Annotated in this window: 17 protein-coding genes; 10 read left to right on the top strand and 7 right to left on the bottom strand. The window is 57.2% G+C overall.

All coding sequences use genetic code 11. The features are described from left to right. Window positions 1-6: 6 nt before the first annotated feature. Complete coding sequence (gene hppD / locus E3O56_RS18495; RefSeq protein ID WP_032875438.1) at window positions 7-1083, bottom strand: 4-hydroxyphenylpyruvate dioxygenase; 1077 nt, start codon at window positions 1081-1083, stop codon at window positions 7-9. Window positions 1084-1509: 426 nt separating this feature from the next. On the opposite strand from hppD, the gene E3O56_RS18490 reads away from it, so the two are divergent. Both E3O56_RS18490 and E3O56_RS18485 read left to right on the top strand, forming a co-directional pair. Beyond that, window positions 1510-3051 carry an EAL domain-containing protein gene (locus E3O56_RS18490; RefSeq protein WP_103735145.1) on the top strand — a complete coding sequence of 514 codons (1542 nt, stop codon included), beginning with the start codon at window positions 1510-1512 and terminating at the stop codon, window positions 3049-3051. Between the two features lie 174 nt (window positions 3052-3225). Beyond that, window positions 3226-3591 (top strand): histone-like nucleoid-structuring protein, MvaT/MvaU family, encoded by a 366-nt coding sequence (locus E3O56_RS18485; protein ID WP_248128749.1) that lies wholly within the window; start codon window positions 3226-3228, stop codon window positions 3589-3591. A 112-nt stretch (window positions 3592-3703) separates the two neighbouring features. On the opposite strand, the gene E3O56_RS18480 is transcribed toward E3O56_RS18485, so the two are convergent. After that, window positions 3704-4240, bottom strand: a complete 537-nt coding sequence (locus E3O56_RS18480; RefSeq protein WP_078821338.1) for a DUF4946 domain-containing protein — start codon at window positions 4238-4240, stop codon at window positions 3704-3706. Window positions 4241-4418: 178 nt separating this feature from the next. Here E3O56_RS18480 and gloA point away from each other — a divergent pair, with 178 nt between their 5' ends. Then, window positions 4419-4940, top strand: a complete 522-nt coding sequence (gloA, locus tag E3O56_RS18475; RefSeq protein ID WP_005788230.1) for a lactoylglutathione lyase — start codon at window positions 4419-4421, stop codon at window positions 4938-4940. Between the two features lie 83 nt (window positions 4941-5023). On the opposite strand, the gene ahpF is transcribed toward gloA, so the two are convergent. The 3 genes from ahpF to E3O56_RS18460 form a co-directional block, all read right to left on the bottom strand. Next, a complete protein-coding gene (gene ahpF, locus E3O56_RS18470; protein ID WP_032875448.1) occupies window positions 5024-6589 on the bottom strand; it encodes an alkyl hydroperoxide reductase subunit F in 1566 nt (521 codons plus the stop codon). 130 nt (window positions 6590-6719) lie between these two features. Then, entirely contained in the window at window positions 6720-7283 is a 564-nt protein-coding gene (gene ahpC, locus E3O56_RS18465; protein ID WP_005788226.1) for an alkyl hydroperoxide reductase subunit C, read from the bottom strand. A gap of 133 nt (window positions 7284-7416) precedes the next feature. Then, window positions 7417-8349: a site-specific integrase gene (locus tag E3O56_RS18460; protein ID WP_248128689.1), complete on the bottom strand. Its 933-nt coding sequence runs from the start codon at window positions 8347-8349 to the stop codon at window positions 7417-7419. Window positions 8350-8518: 169 nt separating this feature from the next. On the opposite strand from E3O56_RS18460, the gene E3O56_RS18455 reads away from it, so the two are divergent. Continuing rightward, complete coding sequence (locus E3O56_RS18455) at window positions 8519-9526, top strand: DNA-binding protein (protein WP_248128688.1); 1008 nt, start codon at window positions 8519-8521, stop codon at window positions 9524-9526. Here the strand turns inward: E3O56_RS18455 and gorA are convergent, their stop codons facing one another. Both gorA and galU read right to left on the bottom strand, forming a co-directional pair. Continuing rightward, window positions 9527-10885, bottom strand: a complete 1359-nt coding sequence (gene gorA / locus E3O56_RS18450) for a glutathione-disulfide reductase (protein WP_248128687.1) — start codon at window positions 10883-10885, stop codon at window positions 9527-9529. A 105-nt stretch (window positions 10886-10990) separates the two neighbouring features. Beyond that, the gene (galU, locus tag E3O56_RS18445) at window positions 10991-11830 is read right to left on the bottom strand and encodes a UTP--glucose-1-phosphate uridylyltransferase GalU (RefSeq protein WP_003173830.1); all 840 of its coding nucleotides are present in this window, start codon (window positions 11828-11830) and stop codon (window positions 10991-10993) included. 310 nt (window positions 11831-12140) lie between these two features. Here galU and E3O56_RS18440 point away from each other — a divergent pair, with 310 nt between their 5' ends. From E3O56_RS18440 to E3O56_RS18415, 6 genes are all read left to right on the top strand, one after another. Next, window positions 12141-12326, top strand: coding sequence for a hypothetical protein (locus E3O56_RS18440; protein WP_032875460.1), 186 nt, complete (start codon window positions 12141-12143; stop codon window positions 12324-12326). A gap of 507 nt (window positions 12327-12833) precedes the next feature. Next, complete coding sequence (locus E3O56_RS18435; RefSeq protein ID WP_032875466.1) at window positions 12834-13355, top strand: fimbrial protein; 522 nt, start codon at window positions 12834-12836, stop codon at window positions 13353-13355. A 47-nt stretch (window positions 13356-13402) separates the two neighbouring features. Continuing rightward, on the top strand, window positions 13403-13963 hold the full coding sequence (locus E3O56_RS18430; protein WP_032875469.1) for a fimbrial protein: 561 nt from the start codon (window positions 13403-13405) through the stop codon (window positions 13961-13963). A 19-nt stretch (window positions 13964-13982) separates the two neighbouring features. Continuing rightward, the gene (locus tag E3O56_RS18425) at window positions 13983-16595 is read left to right on the top strand and encodes an outer membrane usher protein (protein ID WP_103735142.1); all 2613 of its coding nucleotides are present in this window, start codon (window positions 13983-13985) and stop codon (window positions 16593-16595) included. Next, on the top strand, window positions 16592-17353 hold the full coding sequence (locus E3O56_RS18420; protein WP_248128686.1) for a fimbria/pilus periplasmic chaperone: 762 nt from the start codon (window positions 16592-16594) through the stop codon (window positions 17351-17353). Before E3O56_RS18425 ends, E3O56_RS18420 begins: the two co-directional genes overlap by 4 nt. Window positions 17354-17373: 20 nt before the next feature. Further along, window positions 17374-17946, top strand: a complete 573-nt coding sequence (locus tag E3O56_RS18415) for a fimbrial protein (RefSeq protein WP_032875475.1) — start codon at window positions 17374-17376, stop codon at window positions 17944-17946. Window positions 17947-17951: the final 5 nt, after the last annotated feature.

Below are 17951 nucleotides of genomic sequence, written 5' to 3'. Positions count from 1 at the left end.
ATTGAATTACTCGGCAGTCAGTACGCCACGACGCACCTGGTCGCGCTCAATCGACTCGAACAGCGCCTTGAAATTGCCTTCGCCAAATCCATCGTCGCCCTTGCGCTGAATGAACTCGAAGAACACCGGCCCCATCAGGGTTTCCGAGAAGATCTGCAAAAGCAGGCGCTTATCGCCTGCAATCGAGGAACCATCCAGCAGGATGCCACGCGATTGCAACTGGTCTACCGGCTCGCCGTGGTTCGGCAGGCGGCCTTCCAGCATTTCGTAGTAAGTGTCTGGCGGTGCGGTCATAAAACGCATGCCGATCTTCTTCAACGCGTCCCAGGTTTTGACCAGGTCGTCGGTGAGGAACGCCACGTGCTGGATGCCCTCGCCGTTGAACTGCATCAGGAACTCTTCGATCTGCCCGGCGCCCTTGGACGATTCTTCGTTCAACGGGATGCGGATCTTGCCATCCGGTGCGCTCATGGCCTTGGAGGTCAGGCCAGTGTATTCGCCCTTGATGTCGAAATAGCGCGCTTCGCGGAAGTTGAACAGTTTTTCGTAGAAGTTGGCCCAGTAGATCATGCGTCCGCGATAGACGTTATGGGTCAGGTGGTCGATGACCTTGAGGCCGGCGCCTACCGGATTGCGGTCAACGCCTTCGAGATAGACGAAATCGATGTCATAGATCGAGTTACCTTCGCCGAAGCGGTCGATCAGGTACAGCGGCGAACCGCCGATACCCTTGATCGCCGGCAGGTTCAGTTCCATCGGCCCGGTTTCAATATGAATCGGCTGGGCGCCCAGTTCCAGGGCCCGGTTGTAGGCTTTTTGCGAGTCCTTGACGCGGAATGCCATGCCGCACACCGACGGCCCATGTTCGGCCGCGAAGTAGGCGGCGAGACTGCCGGGTTCGTTGTTGAGGATCAGGTTGATCTCGCCCTGGCGATACAGGTGCACGTCCTTGGAACGGTGGGTCGCCACCTTGGTGAAGCCCATGATCTCGAAGATCGGCTCCAGCGTGCCAGGCGTCGGCGATGCGAATTCGATAAATTCAAAGCCCATCAGGCCCATCGGGTTTTCATATTGGTCGGTCATTTCGATGCCTCATCATTCTTGTAGGTAGCAATTGATCAGTTGCGAGCAAGGATGAGGTTCGAGGGTGGCGCACAGGAAAGACCCCGCACGCTGCGGGCGAGGAAGTCACCAAAGATGAGGGGGGAGCCGAGTAGCTTCATGGTGTCATCAATCTCTGACGGCCGAGGCTTGCGTGAGCGCAAGTCCATATTCTTGTATGCGTAAACCGATTCTACACAGCGTAAACAGATTTGTCCGTACTCTTATCAAATCCCCATTGCCCTCCTTCGTGCAAGAGGTTTGTAGCAAGCGCGCCGGCTGGTTAAGCACCCGGGACACGCGTGAATAGGCCCACAGCCCAGAATCAACAATAGGTAGCGAGCGTACTTGGGCAATGCCATCTATCATCGGCACATACCCTTCTTTTTTCAGCGACTGACTGTCCCTATGCCCCTGACCTCCAAAGGCCCACGAGGCCGAGCCACACGTTACGTCATCAGCGCAACCTGTGGACTGCTCCCGATTCTGCTGGGGGTCGCGATTCTTTACTGGCAAGCTGAACGCACACTTGAACAAAGCACCACACAAACGGCTCAGGAAGCAGTGCGCCAGTTCGATTTGATGCTCGACAATACCGCCCTCGCCGCCCGGGATTTGCTGCCATTGGCAGGCAAGCCGTGCGATAACGCGGCGAAACTGGCGCTGCGCGAACAGGTCACGCGCCGGCCGTTCGTACGCGCCACCACGTTGTCCTGGCAGAAAAACATTTATTGCAGCTCACTGTTTGGCGGCGACTACCAATCGCCGGTCAACCCGGACGACTATGTGGATGGCCGGTTGTGGTTGATGAATGGCAACCCTGTCACGCCAGATACTGCGTTACTGGTTTACCGCCTGGTGGAGGGTGAGCAAGGCGCGTTTGCCTCGATCGACAGCTACCACCTCACCAATGCCTTGCGCCTGATCAGTCGTTACGCCTATTTGGTGCTGCAAGTCGGGCCCAATTGGCTGGATGCCGACGGCAAAGTGCATAACGACGCAGTGCCCGTGTTCGCCGTGGCGCATCATCACCTGGCGTCGGCGCGCTATCACTACAGCGTCGAGGCCGGGATGCCTGCCGGGGAAACCTGGCGTTATATGCAGGCCCGCTATCCGGCGGTGTTCAGCCTGGTGGCGTTCTTTGGTGTGCTGGCTGGCATCCTCGCCCATTGGCTGCAAAAACGCTCGTCGGCACCCACCCACGAACTGCAACGTGCATTAAGCGCCAACGAATTTATCCCGTATTTCCAACCCGTGGTGCGCGGTGATACGCGTCAGTGGGCCGGTTGCGAAGTGCTGATGCGCTGGAAACATCCCAAAGAGGGCCTGGTGCGGCCAGATTTGTTTATTCCCCTGGCCGAAGACTCCGGCCTCATCGTGCCGATGACCCGCGCCCTGCTGCGCCAGACCGCCGCGCAACTGGCGCCCCATGCCGAACGCTTCAACCCCGGTTTTCATATTGGCGTGAACATTACCGCGCGGCATTGCCAGGACCTCGAACTGGTGAACGATTGCCAGGAGTTTCTCGCAGCCTTCCCGCCCGGCCAGGTCACCTTGGTACTGGAGCTGACCGAACGCGAACTGATCGAGCCCACCGAAACCACCCGCAGCCTGTTTGACGCCCTGCATCAGTTGGGGGTGATGATCGCGATCGATGACTTCGGCACCGGCCATTCCAGCCTCGGTTACTTGCGCAACTTCAATGTCGACTACTTGAAGATTGATCAGAGCTTTGTCGCCATGATCGGTGTGGATGCACTGTCACGGCATATTCTGGACAGCATCATAGAACTGTCAGCCAAGCTTGACCTTGGCATTGTTGCCGAAGGCGTGGAAACAGCAGAACAGTGTGAATACCTCGTCGCCCAAGGTGTGGATTTCTTACAAGGTTACCTGTTCGGCAAGCCGCTACCCTGCGATGAGTTCATTAAATCGTTAGGCAACCGATGAAAGATTGTTATTTGGACAGAAGACATGATTTACTCCAGAGGGATTAACTACTACAATTTTTCTGCCTGTGCAGAACTCGCAGAAGGGTCTTCTTCGTTGACGTCGTGTTAACGTTTCTGGCTTATAGCTTTGTCTGCAGTTGATATCAGCCACTACACTATTGGAGTACAGATTTTGTCCAGACTCGCCGAATTTCGCGCAGCAGAAAGAGCCCTTCAAGAGCAGCTGGCCCAGCTGGAATCCTTGAAGAATGACGCAGGCTTGAAGAAAGAAATCGAATTCGAAGAAAAGCTCAAAAAGCTGATGGACAGCTACGGCAAAAGTCTGCGCGATGTCATCGCCATTCTTGATCCAGCCCCGCGCAAGGCGGGTGCAACCATCGCCGCAGCGCCAAAGCAGCGCCGTGCACGGGTCGTCAAGGTTTACCACAACCCGCATACCGGTGAGCTGATCGAGACCAAAGGCGGCAACCACCGCGGCCTGAAAGCGTGGAAAGAAGAGTACGGCGCTGCCACGGTAGATTCCTGGCTGCGCGGTTAATCATCCCGCACTAAAAAAAGCCCCGCACATGCGGGGCTTTTTTGCAGTTGACTGTTCGAAAGCGAACTTAACCAGCCGTTCATTTTGTTCAAAACCACTAAAAAGGGTCGATTCAAAGTTTCAGGCTGTTGCGCACCGAACTGACTTCGTCTTTGCTCGCCTCGTAGGCTTGCGCCTGGCCCGCGTAAGAAAATACATAGGCCTTATCTGTATCCACTGCGCCGACTAATGTTTGTGACAACACGTGCCGTCCATTTTCGGTTATCACGCAAGTAGTCTCCAACGCTTCAAGGCGACTCAGTGTCGTAGGATGCATCTTGCTGCACACGCTTTGATAACCGCCCTGGGCGAAATCTTTCTGAATCGATTTGCGCATTTCCAGTAACACGCCTGGAAGATTAACTTTATGTCCGGTTTCAATTGGCGTGCCGGTCAACTCCATGACCATCAGGGTTGCGCCGTTTTCATCATTTTTGATCGCGCGCTGGCGAGACACTGTTTGAGCCTTCGCGGGGACTTCGTCGTCAGGTATGACTTCTTCGACCTGCCAGCCGCTGGGCCAATGAATCTCCGGGTCGGCCGCCAATACGAACGGGCTCCCCAGCATCAGGCACAACGTACTCAACAGCGATTTACGAAACTCGATCATTATGAAAAACGCCCAGGGTTCAAGCCGCAAAGTTTGCGGCCCCGGACCCGCCGCTCGCAAGGGCCGCGTGCGTTTTTTCATTTGGCGCGGCAGGTAGCCCTTGCGTATCATGAGCCGGCAGCACGGATGCTTGCCGCACGCCAAGGGACCGCTTTGCCCCATTTTTTCTGGAGGGCCCATGAGCCTGCACGAACTGAACACCTTCCCGGGCGTCACTGCCCAACCTGACACCGCCACTGCAAATTTTGTGTTTAACCACACCATGTTGCGGGTCAAGGACATCACCAAATCGCTGGACTTCTACACCCGCGTGCTGGGTTTCTCCCTGGTTGAAAAACGCGACTTCCCGGAAGCCGAATTCAGCCTGTATTTCCTCGCCCTGGTGGACAAGGCCCAAATCCCGGCCGACGCCGCCGAGCGCACCCAGTGGATGAAATCGATTCCGGGCATCCTTGAGCTGACCCATAACCACGGCACCGAAAACGACGCCGACTTTGCCTATCACAACGGCAATACCGACCCGCGTGGCTTTGGCCATATCTGTATTTCGGTACCGGATATCGTCGCTGCGTGCGAGCGTTTCGAAGCGCTGGGCTGCGATTTCCAGAAGCGCCTGACGGATGGCCGCATGAAGAGCCTGGCCTTCATCAAGGACCCGGATGGTTACTGGGTCGAGATCATCCAGCCGGCGCCGATGTAACACGCGGCGCGTCTCGCGCAGTACGCAGGAATGAAAAAGCCCCATGATTGCTCATGGGGCTTTTTTGGTTTTTCGCGTGTCACTTATGCCGGGGCTGATGTGCGAATCAAGTGATCGAATGCACTCAGGGAGGCCTTGGCACCCTCGCCCACCGCAATGACGATCTGCTTGTAGGGCACGGTAGTGACGTCACCGGCCGCAAATACACCCGGCAGTGACGTCTCGCCACGGGCATCCACGATGATCTCGCCGCGAGGCGTCAGCTCCACCGTGCCTTTGAGCCAGTCGGTGTTGGGCAACAAACCGATCTGCACGAAGATACCTTCCAGGTCGATAGTCTTGAACTCACCACTGTCGCGATCCTTGTAGGCAAGGCCGGTGACTTTCTGACCATCGCCTTTGACTTCGCTGGTCAGCGCGCTGGTAATCACATCCACGTTCGGCAAGCTGTAAAGCTTGCGTTGCAGCACCGCATCGGCGCGCAACTTGCTGTCAAACTCCAGCAACGTGACATGGTTGACGATCCCGGCCAGATCAATAGCCGCTTCCACACCGGAGTTACCGCCGCCGATCACCGCAACGCGCTTGCCCTTGAACAGCGGCCCATCGCAGTGCGGGCAGAAGCACACGCCCTTGGCCTTGTATTCCTGCTCGCCCGGCACACCCATCTCTCTCCAGCGGGCGCCAGTGGCCAGGATAACGGTCTTGGACTTGAGGGTCGCACCGCTTTCGAAGCGAATCTCATGCAACTCACCGGCATTTTTCGCCGGCACCAGGCTGCTGGCGCGCTGCAGGTTCATGATGTCCACGTCGTACTGACGCACATGCGCTTCCAACGCACTGGCCAGTTTCGGCCCTTCGGTTTCCTGTACCGAGATAAAGTTCTCGATGGACATGGTGTCCAGCACCTGGCCACCAAAACGTTCAGCCGCTACACCGGTACGGATACCTTTACGGGCTGCGTAGATGGCCGCCGAGGAACCGGCTGGGCCGCCGCCGACAACCAATACATCGAACGCCTCTTTGGCACTGATTTTCTCGGCGGCTTTTTCGAGGCCGCTAGTGTCGAGCTTGGCAAGAATTTCTTCCAGGCCCATGCGGCCCTGGCCGAAGTTCACTCCATTCAAGTAGACACTGGGCACCGCCATGATCTGGCGTTCGTCGACTTCGGCCTGGAACAGCGCGCCGTCGATGGCCACATGACGGATATTGGGGTTCAGCACCGCCATCAGGTTCAGGGCCTGGACCACGTCCGGGCAGTTCTGGCACGACAGCGAAAAGTATGTCTCGAAGCTGAACTCACCTTTAAGGGCGCGGATCTGTTCAATCACTTCGACACTGGCCTTCGACGGGTGGCCACCGACTTGCAACAGAGCCAGCACCAGCGAAGTGAATTCATGACCCATGGGGATGCCGGCGAAGCGCAGGCTGATATCGGCACCCGGGCGGTTGATGGAGAACGATGGCCGGCGCGCATCATCGCCATCGGTTTTCAGGGTAATCAGCGTGGTGAGGCTGATGACGTCCTGTAAAAGAGCAAGCATTTCCTGGGATTTCGCGCCGTCGTCGAGGGAGGCGACGATCTCGATCGGCTGGGTGACCCGTTCCAGGTATGACTTCAACTGAGCTTTAAGATTGGCGTCCAACATACGGGCGATTTCCTGTTCATTCGGTTTATTGCAGACAAAAAAACGCCCGAGCGAATCTCGCCCGGGCGTTTTGAGGGCGGATGCAGCTTACTTAAGTGCGGATTCCCGCCCTTGATACGTCTTCACAGACTTAGATCTTGCCGACCAGGTCCAGGGACGGAGCCAGAGTGGCCTCGCCTTCTTTCCACTTGGCTGGGCACACTTCGCCTGGGTGGGCAGCGACGTATTGAGCAGCCTTGATCTTGCGCAGCAGCTCGGAAGCATCACGGCCAACACCACCGTCGTTCAGTTCGACGATCTTGATCTGACCTTCCGGGTTGATCACGAAAGTACCGCGGTCAGCCAAGCCAGCTTCTTCGATCAGCACGTCAAAGTTGCGGGAGATGGTCAGGGTTGGGTCACCGATCATGGTGTACTGGATTTTGCCGATGGCTGGCGAAGTGTTGTGCCAGGCAGCGTGGGCAAAATGGGTGTCGGTGGACACGCTGTAGATTTCGACGCCCAGTTTCTGGAATTCGGCGTAGTTGTCAGCCAGGTCTTCCAGTTCGGTTGGGCAAACGAAGGTAAAGTCGGCTGGGTAGAAGAACACTACCGACCACTTTCCTTTCAGGTCAGCGTCGGTCACATCCAGGAAGCTGCCGTTTTTGAAAGCGGTGGCTTTAAACGGTTTTACTTGGCTGTTGATGATAGGCATCGTTGACTCTCCGTCAGGGGTTAAGAAGTTGATGAGATGAATCCTACCGACTCTTTCGGTCGATGGCCCATTGGCAAACCTGATGCTGATGATTGGCTTTCTCTATCAAGTGGCGGTATTAATAGAAGAAATTTCAAATCAGCGGCTGGGTGGCCAGGGTCATGCCGAGAAACGGCGTCGCTTCAACATAGCGCATGGCGGATTTCATGTCGTTCCACCCGACGTAATTCATCAGCGACTTCAAGTCCCAGCCACTGCGATGGGCCCAGGTGGCAAAACCGCGCCGCAGGGAGTGGCTGGTGTATTGCTCGGCGGGGATGCCTGCGCGTTCCAGGGCCTGGCGCAATAATGGGATGACACTATTGGGATGCAGCCCCTCCTCGCCCAGGTTGCCCCAACGGTCGATGCCGCGAAAGACCGGGCCGCGAACCAGCGCCGAGGCGCTGAGCCAGTCGCTGTAAGCTTGCACCGGGCACAGGCGCAGCAGCGCTGGCGTCTGGTATGTCTTGCCCAGGTTTTCCCGATCGCCTTTGCTACGCGGTAGGTACAGGCTGATCCCGGCGCCGGGCACAGCCTGGACGTGCTCAATGCTTAATCGGACCAGCTCATCACTGCGAAACCCCCGCCAAAAGCCCAGCAGGACCAGCGCAGTGTCACGCTTGGCGCGCAGCAATCGGGGCTGGTCCTGGTTTTCGCTGGCCTGGCTTGCTTCAAGCGCCAGTGAAGTGACGACCTGCTCAAGATGCTGTAGCTGCAAAGGCTCTGCCTGCCGCTCGCGCGCTGGATGCACGGCACGAATCCCCTTGAGCACCTTGCGCACCACGGGCGCTTTCGTCGGATCGGCAAAGCCCTGGCTGGTATGCCACTGCGCCAGTGCCGAAAGCCGCAGTTTCAAGGTGTTCACCGCCAACACTCCGGCGTGCGCCACCAGATAACGCGCCACGCTGTCGCTGGTGGCCGGCAGAAACCCTCCCCAACTCACTTCGAAGTGCTCGATCGCCGCACGGTAGCTGCGGCGCGTGTTGTCGCGGGTCGCAGCGTTGAGATATCGATCCAGCTCGCTCATGGGTGTCGTTTCGTACTGCCGTCAGGGGAAGTGGCGGTTAAAACCGTTATGACACGGGATAATACGCCAATATCCCATCTGTTAAATCATGAATTTCAACGATTTTTTATACGTGCTAAAGTATGTATATACATACCATGTACCACAGTACTAAATCGACGGAGACTCCATGGCTCGCGGCGGCATAAACAAAGCAGTAGTTCAAACGGCACGCTTGGCAATCCTTGCCCGCGGCGAAAACCCCAGCATCGACGCAGTACGGATCGAGATGGGTAATACCGGTTCCAAAACCACTATTCATCGCTATTTGAAGGAGCTGGACGAAAGTGAAACCCGGCTGACCATCACCGAGGCGCCGATTGACGACGAGCTCGGCGAGCTGGTCGCACGCCTGGCCCAGCGCCTGAAAGAGAAGGCTCAGGAGCCGATTGACTTGGCGCTGGCGCAATTCGAACAGCAGAAAACCGCCCTGCTCGCCCAGGTTGAAGCGCTTGAAGAGGCGCACACTCAGCTCAAGCAGCAATTTGACATCCAGGCCGCGGCTCTGGCGGAAGAAAGCGCTGCGCTGCAAACCGCCAGCACGAGCCTGCAAGCCGAGCAAACCCGTAACGCCGGGTTGAGCCAGGCGTGCAGGGATTACGAGTTGAGGATCAACGACAAGGACGAGCAGATTCGTTCACTGGAAGAGAAACACTTGCACGCACGCGACGCGCTTGAGCATTACCGCAACGCGATAAAAGAACAGCGCGAGCAAGAGCAGCGTCGCCATGAAGGCCAGCTGCAGCAGATTCAAGCCGAATTGCGCCAGGTTCAGCAAAGCGCACTCGTACGCCAGGATGAAATCACCCAACTGCATCGCGATAATGAACGCCTGCTGATTGAGCAGCGAGTGACCACCAAGGAACTGAACGCATTGCAGGATCAGACTCGCAAGGATCAGGCCGCACAACTCAAGCTCAACGAGCATCTGAGCAAGATCGACAGCGAGCGCGCCCTGCTTCAGGAGCGCCTGCGGGTTGCAGCACTGGACAGTCAGGCACGCCAGGAGGCGCTGCTTGAAAATCAGCAGCGCAACAAGGCACTGGAACTGGACCTGATCAAGGCCCAGGCCAGCATCGACGCGCTGCGCCTGGCCGCCGCCGTTGCAACGGCGCCAGAGGCAGCACAACCATCCTGATCAATCGGCCACAGGCGTGCGCATGGTGACGAACTCTTCGGCCGCCGTCGGGTGCACGCCGATGGTCTCGTCGAAATGCTGTTTGGTCGCGCCCGCCTTGAGCGCGATCGCCAGCCCCTGCACGATTTCGCCTGCATCCGGACCGACCATGTGGCAGCCCAAGACCTTGTCGGTGTCGGCATCGACCACCAGCTTCATCAGGGTCTTTTCCTGGCAATCGGTCAAGGTCAGCTTCATCGGTCGGAAACGGCTTTCAAAGATCTGCACGTTGCGGCCTTGCTTGCGCGCGTCTTCTTCCGTCAGCCCAACGGTGCCGATATTCGGCAGGCTGAACACCGCCGTTGCGATGTTGGCGTAATCCACCGCACGATACTGCTCCGGCTTGAACAGGCGCCGCGCCACGGCCATGCCTTCAGCCAGGGCCACCGGCGTCAGTTGCACCCGACCAATCACATCGCCAATGGCCAGAATCGATGGTTCGGCGGTCTGGTAAAGATCGTCCACTTCGACAAAACCGCGCTCGTCCAACTTCACGCTGGTATTTTCCAGCCCCAGGTTGTCGAGCATCGGGCGGCGGCCGGTAGCATAGAACACACAGTCGGCTTCCAGCACGCGGCCATCCTTCAAGGTGGCGTTGAGGCTACCGTCGGCTTGCTTGTCGATGCGCTCGATATCGGCATTGAACTGCAGGTCCAGCCCGCGCTTGGTCAGTTCTTCCTTCAGATGGGTGCGCACCGAACCGTCGAAACCGCGCAAGAACAAGTCACCGCGATACAGCAAGGTGGTGTTGGCACCCAACCCATGGAAAATTCCGGCGAATTCCACTGCAATGTAACCACCACCCACCACCAGTACGCGCTTGGGTAGCTCTTTAAGAAAGAACGCCTCATTGGAACCGATCGCGTGTTCACGCCCTGGAATTTCCGGGATCTGCGGCCAGCCGCCGGTAGCGATCAGGATGTGCCTGGCAGTAAAGCGCTCGCCGTTGATCTCTACCTGATGCGCATCTACCAGACGCGCATGGCCTTCATGCAGGGTCACCCCGCTGTTGACCAGCAGGTTGCGATAGATGCCATTAAGACGGTTGATCTCGCGATCCTTGTTGGCAATCAGGGTTGCCCAGTCAAAGTTCGCTTCGCCCAATGACCAACCGAAGCCACTGGCTTGCTCGAAGTCTTCGGCAAAATGCGCGCCGTACACCAACAGCTTTTTCGGCACGCAGCCGACGTTCACACAGGTGCCGCCCAGATAGCGGCTTTCCGCAACGGCCACCTTGGCACCGAAGCCTGCGGCAAAGCGCGCCGCACGAACACCGCCGGAACCGGCGCCAATTACATACAGGTCAAAATCGTAGGCCATTTCACTCTCCTCGGCAGAACACCAGCATACCGACTTACATGGGGCTGAAAAACGAAAAAGCCACCCGAAGGTGGCTTTCTCTTGAAACAGTGCGGCAAGCGTGAATCAGTAGGCCTTGCCAGTCTTGTAGAAGTGCTCGTAGCAGAAGTTGGTTGCTTCGATGTAGCCTTCGGCGCCACCGCAGTCAAAACGCTGCCCTTTGAACTTGTAGGCAATTACGCAACCGTCTTTGGCTTGCTTCAACAGCGCATCGGTGATCTGGATTTCGCCACCCTTGCCCGGCTCGGTTTCTTCGATCAGTTTGAAGATGTCCGGGGTGAGGATGTAACGACCGATGATCGCCAGGTTCGACGGAGCATCTTCCGGCGCTGGCTTCTCGACCATGTCACGCACCCGGATCAAGCCATCGCCAATATCGTCGCCGGCGATAACACCGTACTTGTTGGTTTCGGTTGGGTTGACTTCCATGACCGCAACGATGGTGCAGCGGTATTTCTGGTAGAGCTTGACCATCTGGGTCAGCACACCATCACCTTCCAGGTTCACACACAGGTCATCCGCCAGAACCACGGCGAACGGTTCGTCACCGATCAGCGGGCGACCGGTAAGGATAGCGTGGCCGAGGCCTTTCATTTGAGTCTGACGGGTGTAGGAGAACGAGCACTCGTCGAGCAGTTTACGGATACCGACCAGGTATTTTTCCTTGTCGGTGCCTTTGATCTGGTTTTCCAGCTCATAGCTGATGTCGAAGTGGTCTTCCAGGGCGCGTTTGCCGCGGCCGGTAACGATGGAGATCTCGTTCAGGCCGGCATCCAGGGCTTCTTCCACACCGTACTGAATCAGTGGCTTGTTCACCACCGGCAGCATCTCTTTGGGCATGGCTTTGGTCGCTGGCAAGAAGCGAGTGCCGTAACCGGCTGCTGGGAACAAGCATTTCTTGATCATATGAGTCCTTACAAAGGGCTGTGCGTACGGAATTCGGCGCAGTCTAATCAGGCCGCAGTCACCTTACAATGGGTCCTGCTGGCGTTGCGATGTCATCATAGAGAAAAAATGTCGGCGTAAGTTCCGCTGATCTTGCAAAGGGGTTGCCCACGATCAGACGAAACACACCCGCCCCCCCTTTATTTAAAAGGGCTGCAATGGTTTTAGCACGCTTTTCGCCGCCTGGCACTGACCTGCAACAACTTGCGCCCCCCCTAGCCGTTTGGCGGTATCATGGCCGCCTTGAATCAGACCACGAGATTGCCAATAGATGTCAGAACCCAAAGGTGTAAACGGCTACCTGATCACGCAGCGTGCAGACGGCTGGCACTTGATCAATTTTCACGGCGACAGCGTTGCCGGAACATTTGCGACCGAGAGCCAGGCGATTGCCGTAGCTGAAGTGTTTGTGGATGAAGCAGGCCACGCGTCGAGCAAACGTCCGAAAAACAAGTAAGCCTCGCCACACCGCCACAAAAAAGCTCCGGTCGACGGGGCTTTTTTTTGGACGCCTGTATTTGTCGGCGCCGTGCGACCTCTCCGCCCTCGACACTTAGTTGTTTCGCTTCGTAATTAACTATTGTTTTTTAGTTCGCGTAATCCCATTCTTACATCCGCAGCCCCAACTAACATATTCTTATTTATTAGAGTGTGGCTCATTTCCTACAGTCAAAATCAGCTTTTTGGCAAATCGCCATATCCTTCCTATATATCCTTACACCGTGTAGCTACACAACTAACGGAATGTGCCGACTTACTTTCTCATGGCAACACAGCACAATCACTTCCACTTCGAGCGTACCCGTGAATTGCAATACAACTAGTTGGAAACTGTGATTATTCAACAGCCGACTCGGCCGACGACTGGCCGGCGTTCCGGGAGCTACGTTTGGGGTGAAACAGTCAGTCCCGCTCGCAATGGTGACGGGGCTCTTCAATGACATTTTTATGCGGGCATCTGCAAATGAAAACCAAGTTCAAAACTGCGCTGTTTACCCTCGGGCTGTTCGCGGGCTCGATTTCTGGAGCTAACGCGGCAGATGGGACCATTACCTTTCTGGGATCGGTCCACTCGGGGGCCTGCTCCATCAAGCCTGAATCCGTAGATCAGAGCGTTCACCTGGGCGCAATCGCAAAGCATCAATTGCAGGCAGGCGGAAAGTCTGAAGCCCGCCGTGTGCTGATAGAGCTTGAAGGCTGTGACCTGGCGGGCCTCACCGACAACACCGTGACCACAACCTTTACCGCGGCGCCGTCAACCGACGTCCCTGGGGCGATCGGCACCGTCGGTAGTGCAGGCCGCGTGGGCATCATGATGACCCATGGCGGCAGCCCTGTTCAGCTCGGTGTGGCGACGGTGCCCCAGGCCATTTCTACCGGTGATAACACCCTGGAGTTCGGCGCCTATGTTCAAGGCGCTGCTACCGGCGACATCGTCCCGGGCGATTTCAGTGCAGTCACTAATTTCACCTTGGCTTATCAGTAAGTTTTCCCCCCGCCACTTTCGGTGGCGGGGGGCTGGTGGAGATAGCGGTGAAAACATTCATAAGTCTAGCGATCACCTCGTCGCTGGCGATGCTCATCAGCCCTTACGTTTTTGCGCAGACGCTTGCACAGGGCGAGGGTGTGGTCACGCTGGGCGGAGAAGTCGTTGACTCGGCTTGCGGGTTGGAGCTGACCAGTGCTGATCAATCCATTGAAATGACGCCCGAACCCATAGGTCGGCTTTTACGCAATGCGTTGGGAGAGCCTCACCCTTTCGAGTTGCGCCTGGTCAATTGCTCGCTGACACGTCCCGACCCGCATCGCCCAGGGGCGACGTTGCCTGATTGGCAACATCTGCGCGTCACGTTTGACGGCCCTCGCGACAGAGAAGGCCGCTCCTTTGCCGCCTTTGGTGATTCACAGGGGATCGCCTTCCATATTTGGGATTCGGCCGGCCAGGAGAGTGTTCCGGGTGAGCAGATGGCGCCGCACCCCTTGGCGGAAGGTGACATGACACTTCACTACACGCTGCGGCTGGTGGGTAACGGGCTGCCGCTGGCACCTGGCGCACATCGCGTCGCCGTGCGGTTCAAGTTGGAATACTTTTGAACATTGATGGGTTGCTTTCATGCTGAATGCGTCGAAGATCAAAAACAAGCTGCGTCCGAGCCTGGTTGGCGGGCTGATGTCACTGGCAGGAACTGCATGGGCCGGCGGTGATATCGAATTCAATACGGACGTTCTTGATCTCAATGATCGCACCAATATCGATTTGTCTCGATTTGCACGCAGCGGGTTCATTTTGCCCGGCACCTACACGATGCTTGTACAGATAAATGGCCAGCCTGTTTCCGAGCAATCGGTGGCATTTTACCCGCCCGAGGATGACCCCAAAGGAAGCCAGGCGTGTTTGTCAGTTGACCTGGTGGAACAACTGGGCCTGAAGGCATCCGAAGCGGCCAGCCTGACCTGGTGGAAAGGTAGCGAGTGCCTGGACATTCACAGCCTGCCAGGTACGGAGGTCAGCGCGGATCTGGCGACCTCCACGCTGAGCATCAACCTCCCCCACGCCTACCTTGAATACAGCGCGATCAATTGGGACCCACCCGCACGCTGGGATGAAGGGGTGCCAGGGCTTTTGATTGACTACAACATGACGGCGCAGTCCAACGCTCAAAAAAACGAGCGTACCCGCAATCACCTCAGTGGTAATGGCACCGTGGGTGCCAATGCCGGGGCTTGGCGCCTGCGGGCCGATTGGCAGGGGCGTGTCGACAGCGCGAGGGACAGATCTGCCGGGGAGCAAAAACTGGAATGGAGTCGTTACTACGCTTATCGCGCAATACCTGCGCTGAAGGCGCGCCTGTTGGTGGGAGAGAACTACCTGTATTCGGATCTGTTTGACAGCTTCCGTTTTACCGGGGCGGCGCTCAACTCGGACGAAAGCCAGTTGCCACCTAATTTGCGCGGTTACGCCCCTGAAGTGGTCGGGGTGGCCAAAACCAATGCCAGGGTGGTAGTCAGCCAACAAGGACGCGTGCTGTATGAAACCCTGGTGGCAGCCGGCCCATTTCGCATTCAGGATCTTAATGATGCCGTCGCCGGTACGCTGGATGTGCGCGTCGAGGAGCAGGATGGCTCGGTGCAGACTTTCAAGCTCAACACTGCTGGTGTGCCCTACCTCACGCGCCCCGGGCAGGTTCGATACAAACTGGCAACTGGTCGCCCTTCCAGTCTTCAGTACGGCGCTGACGGTAATCTCTTTGGCACGGGCGAGTTTTCGTGGGGGGTCAGCAACGGCTGGTCGCTGTTTGGCGGCGCTATAACGGATAAGTACTACCGGGCGGCAACGATTGGGGCGGGACGTGACCTTTTGGCTTTGGGCGCCCTCTCGCTGGATGTTACCCAATCCCACGCCAACGTGTGGAATGAAACGCTGTCCGGTAAATCTGTGCGCCTGCAATATTCGAAGAACTTTGAACAATACGACAGCCAAGTAACCTTTGCCGGTTACCGGTTCTCCGACAAGAACTTCTTGAGTATGAGTGAATACTTGGATGCTCGTCACTACGGAATGAACGGCGAACTGGCTGGGCGCGAAAAATACGATGAGCACGGTCAATACACGGGTGGATGGAAGCCTGTGGGTGGCAGCAAGGCGCTTTATACAGCCACTGTAAATAAGCAGTTTCGAGACTTGGGTGCCACCGTCTACGCCAGTTACAACAAACAAACTTATTGGACCCGACCGGCGACTCAACGTTGGAACTTATCGCTGTCACGTTATTTCAATATTGGTACCGTCAAAAACATGAGCCTGTCTTTGAACGTGTACCGCACTCAGGATTATAACTATAAGGATAACGGTATGGCGCTGACGGTCAGTGTGCCACTGGGACGCAGCGGCACGCTATCGTTGGACGCTAACAGAACCGCGGGCAAAAACGGGTTTTCAACCCGCTACAGTGATCGCATTGATGAGCGCAACAGTTACCAACTCAGTGCGAGCGACAATTCGGCCAGCGGCTATCTGAGCCATGCGGGTGACCAGGCTGACTTGACGCTTGCTGCCAGTCGGCAGCAAGGCAACTACACCAGCCTCAGCATGTCAGCTCGCGGCGGTGGCACGCTCACGCCTCACGGGGCAGCGCTGCATCGTACCAACAGCATGGGCGGGACCCGCCTGATGGTCGATACCGGCGGTGTTGCTGATGTGCCGGTGCGCGGTTACGGCACGCCAACCCGCAGTAATGCGTTTGGCAAGGCCGTCATTTCCGATTTGAGCAGCTACCAGCGTACGGCCGCCAGTGTCGACCTGGAACGCTTGCCGAGCAATGTCGAAGCCACCCAGTCGGTCACCCAACTGACGCTCACGGAAGGGGCCATCGGTTATCGCGCCCTGGAACTCATTTCCGGTGAGAAAGCCATGGCTGTCCTGCGTCTGCCGGATGGCAGTGCGCCGCCCTTCGGTGCAATGGTCAAAAACACAAAACAGCAGGACACCGGGATTGTGAATGACGGCGGCAATGTCTACCTGAGCGGTATTCAGCCAGGCGAGCAGATGGTCGTCAGTTGGAGCGGCCGCGAGCAATGCACCCTCACCTTACCCGTCGTTTTGCCTGCGGATGGCCTGACCAACGCACTGCAACTGGACTGCCGGATGGCAGTCACCGATCAACCCTTGTCCGCGCCGGCAGAGCTGACCGGCAAGCACACCGCCCCGGAGACTACATCATCATGACATTGAACATACGCATCACACTCTCGACCCTCACACTGCTGGCGCTCAGCCTGAGCCAAAACGCCACCGCAGCGATTGGCCTGGACCGTACCCGGGTGATTTTTGATGGCGGCAAGGATGCCACCAGCGTGAGCATCACCAATAACAACACCCAGCTGCCTTATCTGGCCCAAGGCTGGATCGAGGATGAGCAAGGCCAGAAGATAACCACACCCTTGATCGTGTTGCCACCGGTGCAGCGCGTAGAACCCGGCAAACAAAGCCAAGTGAAGGTCCAGGCGTTACCGGCAGCCAAGTCCCTGCCCCAAGACCGGGAGACGGTCTATTACTTCAACCTGCGGGAAATTCCACCTCGCACCGATAAGGCCAACACGTTGCAAATCGCGTTGCAGACCCGTATCAAATTGTTCTACCGACCACAAGCCATCGCGCCCAGCCAACAAGAAGTTTCCAACCCCTGGCAGGAGCGCCTGACCCTTACCCGACAAGGCGAGCGTTATCAAGTCAATAACCCGACGCCTTACTACGTGACGCTGGTGGACGCACGTAGCAGCAAGGACGGCAAGACCGTCGCGGGCTTCGAGCCGCTGATGGTCCCGCCCAAAGGTGCGGTGACGTTAGGCCCGACGGTCAAAGCCCTCGGTTCCACGCCTCATCTTGCCTACGTCAATGATTACGGCGCACGCCCACTGCTGGCCTTCTCCTGCAGCGGTGAGACTTGCAAGGTGAACCTGCAAGCAGCACCGCCTAAACAGTAAGTCTGCCGCCGGAGTAAGCCATGAAACCGCACTATATGAAGGTACTGAGCGGCCTGTTACTGGCCTGTTGGGGGAGTGCGCAGGCCGCGGATGTCGAGGGTATGAATGGCGTGCTGAATATTTCCGGGTCCATGCATGAAACACCTTGCAGCCTGGAAATGAACTCGCTGCATCAAACCATTGACCTGGGCGTGGTATCCACCAGCCAGTTACGCCGGCCCGGCGATCAGGCAAACCAGGTGGCGTTCCAGTTGCGCTTTACCGATTGCAATCGCACCGCCGGCAGCATCCGCAGTGAACGCACCGGCAATCTTACGTGGAGTGCCTTTCAGCCGGTGCTATCGGTCGCATTCCTTGCGCCTGCGGATGCCGATGATTCACGGCTGGTCAAAGTGCAAGGCATCACCGGGATGGGCCTGCAGCTGACCGACTCGCTTGGGCGGGATGTACAACTGGGATCGAGGGGCGAACCGCTGTTCTTGCCCCTGGGCGGAAACACCAAAACCTGGAACGTCCGGCCCACTCGCACCTCCGCGCCACTGTCCAGCGGGGCATTCCGCGCCGTGGTGGATTTCAGGCTCAATTATGAGTAAGAGCA

The sequence above is a fragment of the Pseudomonas sp. W2Aug9 genome, assembly GCF_023127755.1.
Classification (GTDB): Bacteria; Pseudomonadota; Gammaproteobacteria; order Pseudomonadales; family Pseudomonadaceae; genus Aquipseudomonas; species Aquipseudomonas synxantha_A.
Note: the sequence above shows the minus strand (reverse complement) of the source record. Positions and strands in the feature narration are given on the sequence as shown.